The organism is Phenylobacterium conjunctum, assembly GCF_042679085.1.
Classification (GTDB): Bacteria; Pseudomonadota; Alphaproteobacteria; order Caulobacterales; family Caulobacteraceae; genus Phenylobacterium; species Phenylobacterium conjunctum.
In genome coordinates, this window is the sequence record NZ_JBHTLQ010000067.1 from 1 (window position 1) to 15,362 (window position 15,362).

The window sequence follows — 15,362 nt, forward strand, 5'->3', positions numbered from 1 at the left end:
TTCGGAGACCGGTTCAACAAGGCCGCCGCCTAAATATGTTCAACCGCCCGCCCACACACGAAATTCCTGACAGTCCCGAACCCTGGCCTTCCTGACCCTGTCCTGACCCTCCTGACCCTGTCAGTGTCAGGCGCGTAGGCCCTGGCTGGCGTCCAGCTTGGCCTCGAAGTCGGACAGCGCCGGGATGTCATACGAACGCTTGCCATTGCTCTTAGTGGGGTCGAGGCCGAGCGAGGCGAGCCACCTGCCCATGCTAGCGGCTGTCATTCGCCGGCTGTGGCCGTGGCGCTGGGCCCAAGCCGTGAAATCCTCAACCAATGAGGCTGCGCTCAGGCGTTCCCCAAAGATCGAACCGCCGCCCATCAAGCCGCCCGCCTCGATCACGTCCCGTGCCCACTGGACGACTGGCGGGGCGCTAAGTCGCTGCTGCTCTCGTAGAGCCGCCGTCTCTGGCATCTCCGCGGTCGGGCTGAAGCCCTCGATGTCCAGGTTGAGAAGGAAGTGGAGCATGGCCTCGACTCCACCGCCCGAGGCTTGCCTCGCCAAAGCATCAAAGTATGCACGGTCCCGCGCATGGTGGGTTGCGACCTCAAGCACCAAGAACCGCCGCGCCCCGACCCCAGCCATGACGGCCCAGGGCTCGTTCGTCGTGAACATCATGTGAGCCCGATTGGGGATGCTGTAGACCCCAGCGTGCTTCACCTCGATGGTCCACGTCCGGTCGGTGATCATCGACTTCAGCTTGCGCGCGTCCTCGTGATTGCCCGCGAACGACGGCTCATTCACCGCGATGAAACTGAGGGTCTCTAGGTGTGCGTTGAACTTGCCGAGAAGCTGGGCCGGGGTGTTGAACGAGGCACCGTGAGCGCCGAAGATCCGACACATCCAGTCGGTGACGATCGTCTTCCCCGATCCCTCATGCTCAGACATCAAGATCGGCACGGTGCCCGGCGCTGTGCCCGGCTTCTGGACGGCATGGGCCATCCAACGCAACAGGTACCGGAACGCCTTTGAGTCGCCGGCACAGACCACGTCCTTCAAGTGCCGCCGCATACGCGACCAAGCCCCAAGCTGAGGCTGGACGGCTAGGCCGCGCCACAGGTTCAGGTCGCGGTCCTCGACCCCGCCTTCAGGCATGAACACCACATTATCGAACTCCTGCCGACGTGCGTGGCGGCTCCAGACTTCAAATGCATTCTTCCGTCCGCCGTCCGCCTGGTCGCCACCAACGAACCGGTTCGCAAGCGCGGCCTTGAGCTCACCAACATCCCGGCGCTCAATCCCAGCACGACTGCGACGGATGTAAGCGCCTTTGCCCCCCCACGAATGGACCCAAGCAAACTCTCCGTTGAGCCGGGCGATGCAGCCCTCAGCATCCATAGTGGCGGGGATTGGGCCTAGGCTCGCAGGTAGGTACGGCGTGGCCCAACCCTGCGCTTTGGATGCCCCGCCCACGTGGGCCGGAACAAGCGGCCGCCCCAGCACGATGGGGCTACTGATGCGGCCCCTGTGGGAACACCCAGCGCAGATCTGACCATTACCCTCGCCCAGCTTGGCGCAGGTGGTCGGGCCGAATGAGGCCTGTTGCTCCAGCTTCTGGTCGGTCTCGCGGGCGGAGTAGCCAGGGTGACCCTTCGACCACTCGTGCGCCAGTTCGGGTCCGTCGACGCAGTGACGCAGGACACCCAGCACGTTGTACCAGGTGGGCTGGTCGACGTTGCCCTGCGTGCTGCGCATTCGATCGACCACACCGCATGCATCCGCGATCATACGCCCGAAGGTATCTGGCTGCGCCTGATCGACGCCTCGCAGATCGGCGCTCAACAGCATCATCCGCAGATGCTCGGGCATAGGTCCCAGCTGATCAGCCACCGCCGTAGGGGCCGGGCTGAACTTCGCTAGCAGCGTGGCGATCTCGAGCACTGTGGACGTGACGCCGGCGGTCATCACGTGAACCTGCGCACCGCGCTTGTGGTTCGTCGTACCCGGGATGCGCAGCACGCTGGCCATGTCCGCGGTGCGGGACGGATCAGCCTCCAGCCCCTGGCGTTCGGCCGCGCGCTTCAGCGCGTTAGCGAGTTTCTGCCAGACGTGCGGGTCGACGTTCTGGTCGAACGGCCAGTAGACGTGCAGGCCTCCGCCGCTGGCGACGACCCAGGGCTTGGGCAGGCCCAGGTCCCGGCGGAAGGAGGCGAGCGCCGTGATGGCCTCGACAACGCCGGCGTAGGGCTTGCCAGGGCCGGCGTCGATATCCAGCCACAGAGACCGCAGGGCCTCGACGTTGTCTTGCTTGCGGGAGCCGCCGGCCTTGAACGTGCCGAGGGCGAAGTAGACGTCCTCGGACATGGCGAACCGCTCGGCCTGGGTCTCGATCCAGGCGACGGTCGGGCCGAAGATGTTGCGGAAACCGTCGGGCGTCTTGCGCCCGACGCAGTAGATATGGCCGTCAGGAAGGACGGCGGAAAGGAAATCCTGGACATTTCCAGGAACAGAGACTTGCTCACAAGTCTGTTGTGCTGTATACATTGCTTACTCGATCAAACTGTCTTCGCCCTCCCGCGAAGTGTCGGAATATTTGTACACAAAAAGCACCCCCCGCATGTCCCTGCAGGGGGTGTTTTATTTTATCCTAACACCTGTTCAGCAGATGTAGAGGGCAAGCGGCTTTGCTTTATCTGCCTCTCGATATACTCGTCGACAGCCTCGGCTGACCAGAACACGCTCCGCTTGCCGATCTTCACACGAGCCGGGAACAGTCCCTCGGCCTCAAGCTCATCGATCATGTAACGCGTCATGTTTGTGCGCCGGATTACATCCCGACGCCGAAGCAGGCGCGCATCTTCTTTGTTTTGACAGGTCATAATTCACCAACAACATCAGTGTGGGTGCAAGCTGTCGCGTGCCGGAATGAGCGTCAATGCGCAAAACTACGATCTAATTACACGGTCTGTGGACAGAACTGGGGACGATAATATTTGATGTAAGCCCGTATACAGTACTGTTAGCATGTTTGACAGATCACCTACGCGCGCGGTGCATCGAATCAACATTGGCGGGCATGGCCCCCCGGCAGTATTGCCCCCAAGCGTCCATTAGGATCGCACGCTTGCCGAACATGTCGCCCCGCCGATACGCGGCCTCGGTGGCGCTCTGGATGGCGTGAGCGAGGGCCATCTCTACGACGTCGCTAGCTTCTGGCCGCGTCTCGGCGCACCAGTCTCTAAATGTGGACCTGAAGCCGTGCGGGACCACCACCTCCGCCGCTGCATCAACCCACTTCGGCTTCTCACCGACCTTGTTCAGACGCTTGATCACCGCCGCAAGCGTCATGTCCGACAGCGGACGCGAGCTGTCAGCGCCCGGAAAGACTAGGTCCGTCCCCTCATCGCTCACCCGGAAGGGCTTCGCCTGGGCGAGCACCGCCAGCGCCTCAGCGCTCAGCGGGACATCATGCGCCCGCTTCGCCTTCATGCGGCCCGCCGGAATTCTCCACTGTCGAGCCTGAAGGTCGATCTCACCCCACGTCGCAAGGCGAACCTCGCTAGACCTAGCCGCAGTAAGGATGGCAAAGCGCAGTGCAAGGGCACCCAGGCCCTCAACCTTCCGCAACTCCGCCATAAAGTCCGGCAGCAGGCCGTATGGCAGGGCAGGGTGGTGGCGCACCGTCCTGAACCTGTCAGGGGCCGCGAGCGCATGCTCAAGTCGGCCACGCCACCTCGCGGGATTGGTGTCAGGTCGCCAGCCCTGGACCGCAGCGAAATCTAGGATGGCCTCGATCCGCTGACGGACTCTCACCGCAGTCTCGGGCTTCGCCAGCCAGATCGGTTTGAGCGCCGCCAGCACATGGGTCTGAGCGACCTCAGCGACGGGCACGTCCCCGAACTGTGGATAGACATAGGCCTTGAGGGTGGCCTGCCACTGCTTGGCATGCTTGGCGTTGCTCCATTCCGGCCCCTTCGCCTCCATGAACCCGCCAGCAACAAGCTTGAAGGTTCGCTTCTGCGCGGCGAGCGTTGCTTCGACAGCTTCAGCCTCTGCAGCGAGAGCTGCCGCCGTGGCGCGGCGATGCGCCAGGGGATCAATCCTCTGGGCCTTCAGAGCGCGCTGCTCAGCCGCAAGTCGTCGAGCTGAAGCGAGGTCCACGTCGGGATATCGCCCCAGCCCCATTTCCCTGGCCCTGCCATCCACCATGAAGCGGTAGGTCCAGCTCGCGACCCCAGCGCCGCGAACATCGATGTAGAGCCCCCCGCCGTCACCCGTGCGCCCCTTCGCGCCCCGCTGGACAAGGGCCTTCACCGTCAGCGCATTTAGTTTGTCTTTGGCCATCGCCACGTCTCCGCGCGCGGCCGTCCCACAAACCATCCCACAAATGGGACGCAGCTTGTGCCAGCCGCCAGCAGCGGATATCGGCGCCCGCTGGCCCCCTGGCTAGTCTAAATAGCTGTTCTTGTTGAAAGTGCATTTCGGCATCGACAGGCTTCAACACCTGTCAGCAGACGGCTTGGCGGAGAGGGTGGGATTCGAACCCACGGTACCGGTAAAGGTACGCCGCATTTCGAGTGCGGTGCTTTCGACCACTCAGCCACCTCTCCGGAGCCGTTGGGAAGCCGCCTTCGAAAGGGGCCCGCCGAGCGAGGCGCGGAACCTACTCATACGGCTCCGGCTTCGCAAGAGGCTGATTTGCCTTGGGCGTTCGAGGGCCGATCAGTCCTCGGCCGCCAGCACGGCGATCCCGTCCTCGTCCGCGTAGAGACGGTCGCCGGGGACGAAGACCACGCCGCCAAAGGCCACCGGCACATCGACCATGCCCTCGCCGCGCTTGACGCTGCGCATGGGGTGGGTCCCCAGCGCCTTGACGCCCAGATCGAGGGTGCCGAGCACGGCGCTGTCGCGCACCGCGCCGTTCACCACCACCCCGGCCCAGCCGTTCTTCACCGCGTCCGCCCCCAGCATGTCGCCCAGCAGCGCCCGGTGCAGGGAGCCGCCGCCGTCCACCACCAGGACACAGCCCTCGCCGGGTTCGGCGAGCGTCGCCTTCACCAGGGAATTGTCCTCGTGGCAGCGCACGGTGCGGATCGGGCCGGAAAAGGCGGTGCGGCCGCCATAGTCGCGCATCTGCAGCTCGCAGACCTCGATCTCGTCCTCGTTGGCGTCGCACAGGTCGGCGACGCCAACCGCCATGTCGTTGGGCAGGCTCATCTTGAAATCCTTGTTGGGAGGCCCGCGGCTTAGGCCGTCAGCGCCTCGCCCTTGTAGTCGTCGCGCAGTTCGCGCTTCAGCACCTTGCCAATGTGGCTGCGCGGCAGGCTGTCGATCAGCACCAGGTCGGCCAGGCGCTGGGTCTTGCCCACCTTGGCGTTGACGAAAGCCTTGATCTCGGCGGGGTCGGCGCTCTGGCCGGCCTTCAGCGCCACGAAGGCCACCGGGGTCTCGCCCCAGGCCTTGGACGCCACGCCCACCACCGCGGCCTCCAGCACCGCCGGGTGCTTGACGATCTCGGCCTCGAGGTCGGACGGATAGATGTTGAAGCCGCCGGAGATGATCATGTCCTTCTTGCGGTCCATGAGCGTCAGGAAGCCGTCCTCGTCGAACCGGCCCACATCCCCAGTCCGAATGTAGCGCAGGCCCTCGGGGCTCCACCACTCGGCCTCGGACGTCTTGCCCGGCTGGTTGTGGTAGCCGACCATCATCGCGCCCGAACGCCCGACGACCTCGCCGATCTCGCCTTGCGGCACTTCCTTGCCGTCCTCGTCGATCAGGCGGATGTCGTGGCCGGGCAGCGGGCGGCCGACAGTGTGCAGCTTGTCGGGGAACTCATGGGCCTGCAGGCCGCAGGAGCCGCCGCCCTCGGTCATGCCGTAGTACTCGATCAGGCCGCCCGGCCAGCGCTTGAGCACATCGGCCTTGATCTCGGCCGGGAAGGGCGCGCTGGTCGAGAACTTCATCACGAAGCTCGACAGGTCGTAGCTGTCGAAGTCCGGGCGCTCCATCAGCCGGCGGTACTGGACCGGCACCAGCATGGCGTGGGTGGCGCGGTGCTTTTCCGACAGCTTCAGAAACTGCTCGGCGTCGAACTTGGGCATCAGCACCGCCGTGCCGCCGTTGGACAGGGTCGGCAGGAAGGAGACGAGCGTCGTGTTCGAATAGAGCGGGGTCGAGATCACGCTCACGGCGGTGTCGGGATAGACCCCGCGGCGGATCTGGCCCCAGCGCATGGCGTGCGGCTGGACGATGCCCTTGGGCGTGCCCGTAGTGCCGGACGAATAGATGATGTTGAAGCCCTGGTCCGGCTCGACCTCGACGGGCGCAGGCTTCGCGCCCTCAGGCGCCAGCCACTGCTCGAAGGGGATCCCGGCGTCCGAGCCGTCCAGGGAGACGCGCTTGGCGGTGATCTGGTCGGCGACGCCGGCCATGGCCTCGGCCACGCCCTTGTCCAGGAAGAAGACCTTGGCGCCGCTATCGTTGAGCATGACGATCAGGCTCTCAGGCGTCGACGAAGGCGCCAGCGGAGCGACGATGGCGCCGGCCCGCAGGATGCCGAAGAAGGTCGCGCCATACTCCACCGAGCTGGTGGCGCAGACTGCGGCGACCTCGGCCTTGGCGACGCCGTCGCGCTGCAGGGCGGCGGCGATGCGGTCCATCAGGACGTCGAGCTCGGCGTAGGAGATCACCCGCTTGGCGTCGATCAGGGCCGGCTTCGGGCCCTTGTCGGCGGCCTGGACCCGGATCACGTCGGCCAGGGTCCCGAAGTCCTGGGACAGGATTTCCTCGACAGTCATGACGGCGTCTCCCTACCGATCGTTCGAATTGTTGGCTCCCTTTAGGCCGGAAAGCGCGCGGGCCGCAATGTCGGGCTTGCCGTGGCGGCGCCCGGTAGGGGAGACTGGAGACAGGCCGCTCTTTTCTCTCGGCGGCGACACCGGATTTCAAAGACGCCCGGCGGCGAACGACCGGGCCATTGGGATGGAAGCATAATGGCCGACGACACCACCGAACCGCAGATGATCTCCCTGGGCGCCAAGCTGAAGCAGCTGGCGAGCTTGAAGCCCGACGCCCCGGCGGTGACCTGCGGCGCGACCACCCTGACCTATGACCAGTTCCACCGGCTCTCGAACCGGGTCGCCCGTGGCCTGGCGGCCAAGGGGGTGAAGTTCGGCGATCTGGTCACCCTGGGCCTGCCCAATTCCGCCGACTTCGCCGTGGTCTGCTGGGGCATCTGGAAGCTGGGCGCGACGCCGCAGCCGGTGTCCTTCCGCCTGCCGCTCGGCGAACTCAAGGCGATCATGGAGCTGGCGAACACCCCCGTCGTGGTGGCCGATTTCAAGGTCGAGATCGACCGGCCGCTGCTGACCCTGAACGACCTGCTCGCCCTGTCCGACGACGACAGCGACCTGCCCGACGCCATAGCGCCCGTCTCCAAGGCGCCCACCAGCGGCGGCTCCACCGGCCGGCCCAAGCTGATCCTGGCCGGCCAGCCCGGCGTCACGGCGGCCGAGACGCCCGAGGTCGGCGGCTGGCGGCTGCGCCAGGACTCCATCGCCGTCCTGCCCGCGCCGCTCTACCACAACGCCGGCTTCGGCATGATGATGTCGGCCTTCTCCATGGGCGCGCACATGGTGATCCTGCCGCGCTTCGACCCCGAGGGGACCCTGGCCGCCATCGAGGCCAACAAGGCCAGCTGGATCTATCTGGTCCCCACCATGATGACCCGCATCTGGCGCCTGCCGGAGGAAACGCGGGCCAAGTACGACCTGTCGTCGCTTCAGACCCTCTGGCACCTGGCCGCGCCCTGCCCGGCCTGGCTGAAGGAGGCCTTCATCCACTGGGTGGGGCCTGAGGTGGTGATGGAGCTCTATGCCGGCACCGAGGCCCAGGCCGTGACCACCATCACCGGGACCGAGTGGCTGACCCACCGCGGCTCGGTCGGCAAGGTCACGGTCGGCGAAATGATCGCGGTCGGCGAGGACGGCAGCTTCCTGCCGCCCGGCGAGATCGGCGAGATCTACATGCGCCGCCCGGCCGGCGCGCCGCCCTCGTACAAGTATGTCGGCGCCACCGCCAAGACGCTCGAGGGCGGCTGGGAGAGCCTGGGCGACATCGGCTATTTCGACGAGGAGGGCTATCTCTACCTGGCCGACCGGCGCACCGACATGATCCTGGTCGGCGGCTCCAACGTCTATCCGGCCGAGATCGAGGCGGCCCTGGAAGAGCATGACGCCGTGCAGTCCTGCGCAGTGATCGGCCTGCCCGATGAGGACCTGGGCAACAAGGTCCACGCCATCGTCCAGACCAAGGGCGTGGTGGACGAGGCGTCCCTGCGCGCCCACCTGGCCGACAGGCTGGTCACCTACAAGCAGCCCCGTTCCTACGAGTTCGTCGACGAACCCCTGCGCGACGACGCCGGCAAGGTCCGCCGCTCCGCCCTGCGCGACGCCCGGCTTCAACAATAACCCGTCATCCTCCGGGCGGCCGAAGGCCGATCCGGGGGATGACGTGGGATTGGCTGCCGCAACGACCGGGGATGACGGGCTTGCTGCGCTGCGATAAGCCCGTCGCATTCTTTTTGACGATCAGTTTTGGGGAAGGGGATTCATGAGCATCAAGGGCAAGGCCTATATCGCGGGCGCCTACGAGCATCCGCTCCGCGACGCGCCGGACAGGACCACCGCGCAGATCCACGCCGAGTGCGCCAAGGGCGCCCTGGCCGACGCCGGTCTGACCAAGGACGACGTGGACGGCTATTTCTGCGCCGGTGACGCGCCGGGCTTCGGCGGCCTGTCCATGGTCGACTATATGGGCCTCAAGAACGTCCGCCACACCGACTCCACCGAGACGGGCGGGTCGTCCTACATCGTCCACGTGGGCCACGCGGCCCAGGCGATCGCGGCCGGCAAGTGCAAGGTGGCCCTGATCACCCTGGCCGGCCGTCCCCGCCAGAACAAGTTCTTCGGCGGTGGCGGATCGCGTCCGGGCCAGCTGTCCGACGGGCCGCCGGAAGCCGGTTTCGAGAACATCTACGGCGGCTCGACCCACAACACCTACGGCATGTGCGCCATGCGCCACATGTACGAGTACGGCACCACCTCCGAGCAGCTGGCCTGGATCAAGGTGGCGGCCAGCCATCACGCCCAGTGGAACGAGCACGCCTTCCTGCGGGACGTGGTCACCGTTGAGGACGTGGTCAATTCGCGGATGATCTCCGACCCGCTGCACCTCCTGGACTGCTGCGTGGTCACCGATGGCGGCGGCGCCCTGATCGTGGTCGCGCCTGAGATCGCCAAGAGCCTGAACCGCCCGCTGGTCAAGGTGATCGGCGCCGGCGAAAGCCCCAAGGGTCCGATGGGCGGCCGCTCGCTCGACCTGACCCATTCGGCCGCCGTCTGGTCCGGTCCGCCGGCCTTCGCCGAGGCCGGGGTCAAGCCGTCGGACATCAAGTACGCCTCGATCTACGACAGCTTCACCATCACGGTGCTGATGCAGCTGGAAGACCTGGGCTTCTGCGAGAAGGGCCAGGGCGGCAAGTTCGTCGCCGACGGCAACCTGATCTCCGGCGTCGGCAAGCTGCCCTTCAACACTGATGGCGGCGGCCTGTGCAACAACCACCCCACCAATCGGGGCGGCATCACCAAGGTGATCGAAGCCGTGCGCCAGCTGCGCGGCGAAGCCCATCCCAAGGTCCAGGTGGCGAACTGCGACCTGGCCATCGCCCACGGCACGGGCGGCTCCCTGGGCCTGCGCCACGGCGCCGGCACCGTCATCCTGGAACGGGAATAATCCGATGAGCGAGACCAAGACCCCCGAGGTCCGGAAGATCCCGGCCCCCGCCGTCAGCATCGAATCCAAGCCCTTCTGGGACGCCGCCACCGAGGGCCGCTTCCTGATCAAGCGCTGCACGTCCTGCGGCGAGGCGCACTGGTATCCGCGTCCGATCTGCCCCCTGTGCGGGTCGGAAGACACCGTCTGGGAAGAGAGCCCCGGCGAAGGCGTGATCTACACGTTCAGCGTCATGCGCCGCTCGCCGACGGGCCCCTACGCCATCGGCTATGTCACCCTGGACGAAGGCCCGGCCATGCTGACCAACTTCGTCGACTGCGACCTGGACCAGCTGGCCATCGGCCAGCGGGTGAAGCTGAAGTTCCAGGACACCGAGAACGGCCCGCCCGTCCCGGTCTTCTCACCGGTCTAAGACCCTTCAGGACGCCCTGGCCTCTGCCGCGAAACGGCGGATCAGGGCGTCCGCTTCCTTTGGCCGGGTGACGCGGTGCACCCGCAGCCCGGCCCATTCCTCGCCATCCATCATCGCCTGGTAGCGGACCTTGCGGCCCGCATAGGTGTCCCAGCTCCAGCGGATGGGATGCTCCTTGCTGAGCCAACGGGCGAAGGTCTCGGTATTGCCGGTGCCCTCCCACAGCTCCTGGCCGCCGATGGCGCGCGCCAGCGACCGGCGGAGCACGCGGCCCATGATCCGCCAGCGCGGATAGTCCAGCCAGACCAGATCGGTGGCCCGGGCGCGGACGAGGTCGGCGACCTTCGAATAGTTGCCGCAGGCCGCCCAGCGCTCAGCGGCGACCGCCTGGGCTGTACGGCGGCGGAATTCCTCCGGGTCCTCGGTGTTCAGGTCCCGCCAGCCGGCCTGCCAGTTGATCGCGTCCAGTTCGATGTGGGTCCCGCCGATGGCGTGGGCGAGCTTGCGGGCGAAGGTGGTCTTGCCCGCGCCCGATCCGCCGACCACCGAGACCCGCATGGCGTCAGTCCTTGAAGCCCATCTCCGCCTTCACCTCATCGGTGTTCTCACCCAGCCGGGGCGGGTGATGGCGGATGTTGGAGGGTGAGCCGGTGAACTTCACCGGCGGCTTGATGGCGTTGTAGAGCCCGGCGTGCGGGTGGCGGTACTGCTGGAAGAAGCCCACCGCCTTCAGGTGCTCGTCCTCCGGTAGGTCGTCCAGGCGCGCGGTCTTGACCACCGGGATCGACAGGGGCTTGAGCAGGTCCAGCCACTCCTGGGTGGTCTTGCTCTCACAGACCTCGCCGACCAGGGCGTAGAGCTCGCTGATGTTCTTGGCCCGGGTGGCGTAGTCCGAGAAGCGCGGATCCTTGCCGAAGGTCTCGGCCATGCCGGCGGCGGCGAAGAACTGGTCCCACTGCTTGTCGGTATAGGGCAGGAGGCCGATATAGCCGTCCTTGGTCTTGTAGGGCTTGCGGTTGGGGTTCGCGACCCGCTGATAGGCCCATTGGCCGACCGGCGGCTCGAAGGCGTGGTCGTAGAGGTGTTCGACCAAGTTGAAGCTGGTGACGCATTCCAGCATCGGCACCTCGATGAACTGGCCCTCGCCAGTGCGCTCCCGATGCAGCAGGCCGGCCGTGATCGCCTGGCACATGAACAGGCCCGAGACCTTGTCCGCCACCAGGGTCGGCAGGATGCGCGGCGCCGGATTGCCGTCCACCCGCGGCATCAGGTCCGCGAGGCCCGAGGCGGACTGGATCAGGTCGTCATAGGCGGGCTCCCCGGCATAGGGGCCTTCGGAGCCGTAGCCGGCGGCGTGGACATAGACCACGTCCGGGCGGATCGCCTTCACGTCCTCATAGGCCAGGCCCAGGCGCTTCAGCCCCTCGTAGCGGATGGAGGTGGCGAACACCTCGCAGCTCTTGATCAGGGCCTCCAGAAAGGGCCGCTGGTTGGCGTCCTTCATGTCCATCAGCACCGAGCGCTTGTTGCGGTTGATGGTCAGGAAGATGGGACCCAGGTCGCGCGGGCATTCCTGCGGCACGTGGCCGGCCCAGCGCATGATGTCGCCGCCGTCGCCGCGGCCCGACCCCGGATCCTCCAGCTTGATCACCTCGGCGCCCTGGTCGCCCAGCATCTGGGTCGCATAGGCCCCGAACACCACGCTGGTCAGGTCCAGGATGCGGATCCCTTTGAGGGGTCCCGTGGCCTCGTTCGCCAGTTGTTTCGGGTCGCTCACGCCCTGCCTCCCTTGGTTTTGCAGATGGCGTAGCAGAGCCGGCCCGCTTGGCAATCCTGCCGCTGCGGCTGACGTCGTTTCCACATATGTGGAAATCCTGGGATTCCCCTCGACCGCCCCTGGGGAAGGGGGCTCTTATCGGGACAACAAGACCAGGGAGGCTGCGTCATGGATTTCGCCCTGTCCGACGAGCATCGGATGCTCAAGGACCTCACCGAGCGCTTCGTGAAGGATCACTTGATGCCCCTGGAGGGCGTGGTGATGAACCGCGAGGCCACGGGCCAGGGGATCTACCTCACCGACGAGGAACGCGAGAAGATCGACGCGGTGTCCAAGGAACTGGGGCTGTGGGGCCTGGACGCGCCGGCCGACGTCGGTGGCTATGACCTGCCCTATGTCGCCCTGGTGGGCGTCAACGAGGCCATGGGTTCGACCATCACGCCCTACACCCTGCCGCCGGACTCGCCGAACCTGCGCATGCTGATGGCCACGGTGAACGAGCAGCAGCGCGAGGCCTATCTGGCCCCCTACGCCGCCGGCAAGACCATCAGCGCCATCGGCATTTCCGAGCCCGGCGCCGGCGCCGACCCGGCCGGCATGACCACCCGGGCCGTGCGCGACGGCGACGACTGGGTGCTGAACGGCCGCAAGATCTGGACGACCCGCGCCGCCCAGGCCGACTTCACCATCGTCATGGCGGTGACCGACAAGGAAAAGGGCTCCCGCGGCGGGATCAGCGCCTTCCTGGTGGATCGCGACACCCCCGGCTTCAACATTCTGCGCCGCATCCCGATGATCGGCGGCGCCTTCACCTACGAGATCGCGCTCGAAGACTGCCGCGTGCCGGGCTGGAAACTGCTCGGCGTCGAGGGCCAGGGTTTCGCGCCCATGCAGGTGCGCCTCGGCACCCGCCGCATGGAGATGGCGGCCTGGTGCATTGGCCTGGCCCAGCGGGCCCTGGACATGATGTGCGAGTACGCGCCCCAGCGGGTCACCTTCGGCGCGCCCCTGTCGAGCCGCCAGTCGGTCCAGTGGTGGGCGGCCGACGCCGCCATGAAGATCCACGCCGCGCGGCTGATGACCTATGACTGCGCCTGGAAGCTGGACCAGGGCCGCGACGTGCGGCAGGAAATCTCGATGATCAAGGTCTTCGCCACCGAAATGGCGTGGGAGATCATCGACAACGCCATGCAATGTTTCGGCGCCATGGGCATGACCAAGGAAATACCCCTGCAGCTGATGGCCGCTGAGGTCCGGAACATGCGAATCTATGACGGGCCCTCGGAAGTCCACCGCATGGTGGTGGCCCGCAACCTGATGGGGGGATCCCGGTAATGACGAAAGATATCAAGGTCGAGCACGAGGGCCACGTCGCCACGGTGACCTTCAGCCGGCCGCCCAACAACCACGTCTCCGTGGGCCTGATGCGCGACCTGGCCGACCTGCTGGAAGGCCTGGACGGCGACGGCAAGACCCGCGCCGTGGTGCTGGCCTCCGAGGGCAAGCCCTTCTGCGCCGGCGCCGACCTGGTCTCGGCCGACGGCATCGGCGGCTCGGGCATGAGCGGCATCGCGCCGCTCTATGACCAGGCCGTTCGCCTGTTCGCCATCGAGACCCCGATCGTCGCCGCCGTGCAGGGCGCCGCGGTGGGCGCCGGCCTGGGCCTCGCCCTCGTCGCCGACTTCCGTGTGGCCGCGCCGGAAGCGCGCTTCGCCGCCAACTTCGTGAAGCTGGGCTTCCACCCCGGCTTTGGCCTGACCCACACCCTGCCCCGCGCCATCGGCCAGCAGCGCGCCGACCTGATGTTCCTCACGGGCCGCCGGGTGAAGGCCGAGGACGCCCTGGCCTGGGGCCTGGTGGACGAGGTCGTGCCGCTGGAGGGCCTGCTGCCCGCCGCTCGCGCCCTGGCCCAGGAGATCGCCGAGAACGCGCCCCTGGCCGTGCGCGCCACCCGCAAGACCCTGCGCGGCGATCTCGCCAAGGCGGTCCGCGCCCAGACCAAGCACGAGCACTGGGAACAGACCATCCTGCGCGCCACCGAGGACTTCGCCGAAGGCGTCCGCGCGGTCCAGGAACGCCGGGCGGGGAACTTCCAGGGGCGGTAGTCGCCGCAGCACCCTGGTGTCATCCCGGAAAGCGCGCAGCGCCTGTCCGGGACCCAGACGCGCGGGGTTCTCCGGAAAGATCAGTGTCTATGGGTCCCGGTCTTCGGCTGCGCCGAAACCGGGATGACACCCAATTACCGGCCCAGCGCCGCGGCCTGCTTGGCGAGCGCGGTGATCCGGTCCCAGTCGCCGTCGCGCACCGCATCGGCCGGGGCGACCCAGGAGCCGCCGACGCAGATCACGTTCGGCAGGGCCAGATAGTCCGGCGCGTTCTCAAGGCTGACCCCCCCGGTCGGGCAGAAGGTCGCCTGCGGGAAGGGGCTCGCAAAGGCCTTCAGGGCGCCGACGCCGCCGACAATATTGGCCGGGAACAACTTGAAGTACGAATAGCCCGCCTCAAGGCCCGCCATCAGTTCGGTGGCCGTGGCGATCCCCGGCAGCAGCGGCAGGGGGCCGTCGTCGAAATCCTCGTTGCCGATCAGGCCGGGGCTGACCCCGAACTTGGCGCCGGCGCGATGGGCTTCCTCACGCATGGCGGGATTGATGATGGTGCCGGCGCCGGCGACGCCATCCTCCACCTCCCCGGCGATCCGCCGGATGCACTCCAGCGCCACCGGGGTGCGCAGGGTCACCTCTAGCGCCTTCAGGCCGCCCTTCACCAGGGCGCGGGCCAGGGGCACGGCCTTGTCCACGTCCTCGATGATCAGCACCGGAACGACGGGGGCGAGCTTGAGGACGTCAGGCAGCTTCAAAACCGGTTTCCTTCGAGGGTCTCAAGCACCCGGGCGGCGCCGAGCAGGGCGGCGTAAGGATGCACGATGAGGGCGGTCGGGATATCCGCCATATAGTCCTTCAGCCGGCCCTTGTCCTCGAACCGGCGCCGGAAGCCGCCCAGCATCAGCCGGTCGATCAGCCGGGGCGCAATGCCGCCGGAGACGAAGACGCCGCCACGGGCGCCATAGGTCAGGGCGATATCGCCGGCCACCGACCCCAGGATCTCGCAGAACCGGTCCAGCACCGCCTGGGACAGGGCCTCGCCCGCCAGGCCGGCGGCGGCGACGGCCTTTTCGTCCGCATGGACCACCGGCTCGCCGGCGATCTCAGCCATCACCTGGTAGAGGCCGTAGAGGCCGGGGCCGGACAGGACGCGCTCAATGGACACACGACCGTGCTTCGCCCGCAGGCTGGCCAGCACCCGGTCCTCGACCTCGTCGGCGGGCGCGAAGCTGGCGTGGCCGCCCTCGGCGGGGATCGGCAGGTCGCCGCGCTCGGACCGCGCCAGGCCGGCGACGCC

Annotated in this window: 14 protein-coding genes and 1 tRNA gene; 5 read left to right on the forward strand and 10 right to left on the reverse strand. The window is 67.0% G+C overall.

Annotation, left to right across the window (positions count from 1 at the left end):
* Positions 1-126: 126 nt before the first annotated feature.
* The 6 genes from ACFQ27_RS18620 to ACFQ27_RS18645 form a co-directional block, all read right to left on the reverse strand.
* Complete coding sequence (locus tag ACFQ27_RS18620; RefSeq protein WP_377354643.1) at positions 127-2,526, reverse strand: DUF5906 domain-containing protein; 2,400 nt, start codon at positions 2,524-2,526, stop codon at positions 127-129.
* 98 nt (positions 2,527-2,624) lie between these two features.
* Positions 2,625-2,861: a helix-turn-helix transcriptional regulator gene (locus ACFQ27_RS18625; protein ID WP_377354644.1), complete on the reverse strand. Its 237-nt coding sequence runs from the start codon at positions 2,859-2,861 to the stop codon at positions 2,625-2,627.
* A gap of 157 nt (positions 2,862-3,018) precedes the next feature.
* Positions 3,019-4,326, reverse strand: coding sequence for a tyrosine-type recombinase/integrase (locus ACFQ27_RS18630; RefSeq protein WP_377354645.1), 1,308 nt, complete (start codon positions 4,324-4,326; stop codon positions 3,019-3,021).
* 176 nt (positions 4,327-4,502) lie between these two features.
* Positions 4,503-4,592 (reverse strand) — tRNA-Ser (locus ACFQ27_RS18635).
* 112 nt (positions 4,593-4,704) lie between these two features.
* Positions 4,705-5,199, reverse strand: coding sequence for a ribonuclease E activity regulator RraA (gene rraA / locus ACFQ27_RS18640; RefSeq protein ID WP_377354646.1), 495 nt, complete (start codon positions 5,197-5,199; stop codon positions 4,705-4,707).
* A gap of 29 nt (positions 5,200-5,228) precedes the next feature.
* Complete coding sequence (locus ACFQ27_RS18645) at positions 5,229-6,779, reverse strand: class I adenylate-forming enzyme family protein (protein ID WP_377354647.1); 1,551 nt, start codon at positions 6,777-6,779, stop codon at positions 5,229-5,231.
* A gap of 195 nt (positions 6,780-6,974) precedes the next feature.
* Between ACFQ27_RS18645 and ACFQ27_RS18650 the strand changes: the two genes are divergently transcribed.
* From ACFQ27_RS18650 to ACFQ27_RS18660, 3 genes are all read left to right on the forward strand, one after another.
* On the forward strand, positions 6,975-8,450 hold the full coding sequence (locus ACFQ27_RS18650; RefSeq protein ID WP_374343504.1) for an AMP-binding protein: 1,476 nt from the start codon (positions 6,975-6,977) through the stop codon (positions 8,448-8,450).
* Positions 8,451-8,592: 142 nt separating this feature from the next.
* A complete protein-coding gene (locus ACFQ27_RS18655; RefSeq protein ID WP_374343506.1) occupies positions 8,593-9,774 on the forward strand; it encodes a thiolase domain-containing protein in 1,182 nt (393 codons plus the stop codon).
* Positions 9,775-9,778: 4 nt separating this feature from the next.
* On the forward strand, positions 9,779-10,186 hold the full coding sequence (locus ACFQ27_RS18660; protein ID WP_374343508.1) for a Zn-ribbon domain-containing OB-fold protein: 408 nt from the start codon (positions 9,779-9,781) through the stop codon (positions 10,184-10,186).
* 6 nt (positions 10,187-10,192) lie between these two features.
* Here ACFQ27_RS18660 and ACFQ27_RS18665 read toward each other — a convergent pair whose 3' ends face one another.
* On the reverse strand, positions 10,193-10,744 hold the full coding sequence (locus ACFQ27_RS18665; RefSeq protein ID WP_374343510.1) for a hypothetical protein: 552 nt from the start codon (positions 10,742-10,744) through the stop codon (positions 10,193-10,195).
* 4 nt (positions 10,745-10,748) lie between these two features.
* Positions 10,749-11,963: a CaiB/BaiF CoA transferase family protein gene (locus ACFQ27_RS18670; protein ID WP_377354648.1), complete on the reverse strand. Its 1,215-nt coding sequence runs from the start codon at positions 11,961-11,963 to the stop codon at positions 10,749-10,751.
* Between the two features lie 168 nt (positions 11,964-12,131).
* On the opposite strand from ACFQ27_RS18670, the gene ACFQ27_RS18675 reads away from it, so the two are divergent.
* Complete coding sequence (locus tag ACFQ27_RS18675) at positions 12,132-13,298, forward strand: acyl-CoA dehydrogenase family protein (RefSeq protein WP_377354650.1); 1,167 nt, start codon at positions 12,132-12,134, stop codon at positions 13,296-13,298.
* Entirely contained in the window at positions 13,298-14,068 is a 771-nt protein-coding gene (locus ACFQ27_RS18680) for an enoyl-CoA hydratase/isomerase family protein (protein WP_377354651.1), read from the forward strand. The genes ACFQ27_RS18675 and ACFQ27_RS18680 overlap by 1 nt, the downstream gene beginning before the upstream one ends.
* Before the next feature lie 134 nt (positions 14,069-14,202).
* Here the strand turns inward: ACFQ27_RS18680 and eda are convergent, their stop codons facing one another.
* Together eda and ACFQ27_RS18690 are read right to left on the reverse strand one after the other, a co-directional pair.
* Positions 14,203-14,820, reverse strand: coding sequence for a bifunctional 4-hydroxy-2-oxoglutarate aldolase/2-dehydro-3-deoxy-phosphogluconate aldolase (eda, locus tag ACFQ27_RS18685; RefSeq protein ID WP_374343518.1), 618 nt, complete (start codon positions 14,818-14,820; stop codon positions 14,203-14,205).
* On the reverse strand, positions 14,817-15,362 hold a 546-nt coding region (locus ACFQ27_RS18690; RefSeq protein ID WP_377354653.1), incomplete at its 5' end, for a glucokinase. The genes eda and ACFQ27_RS18690, both read right to left, overlap by 4 nt.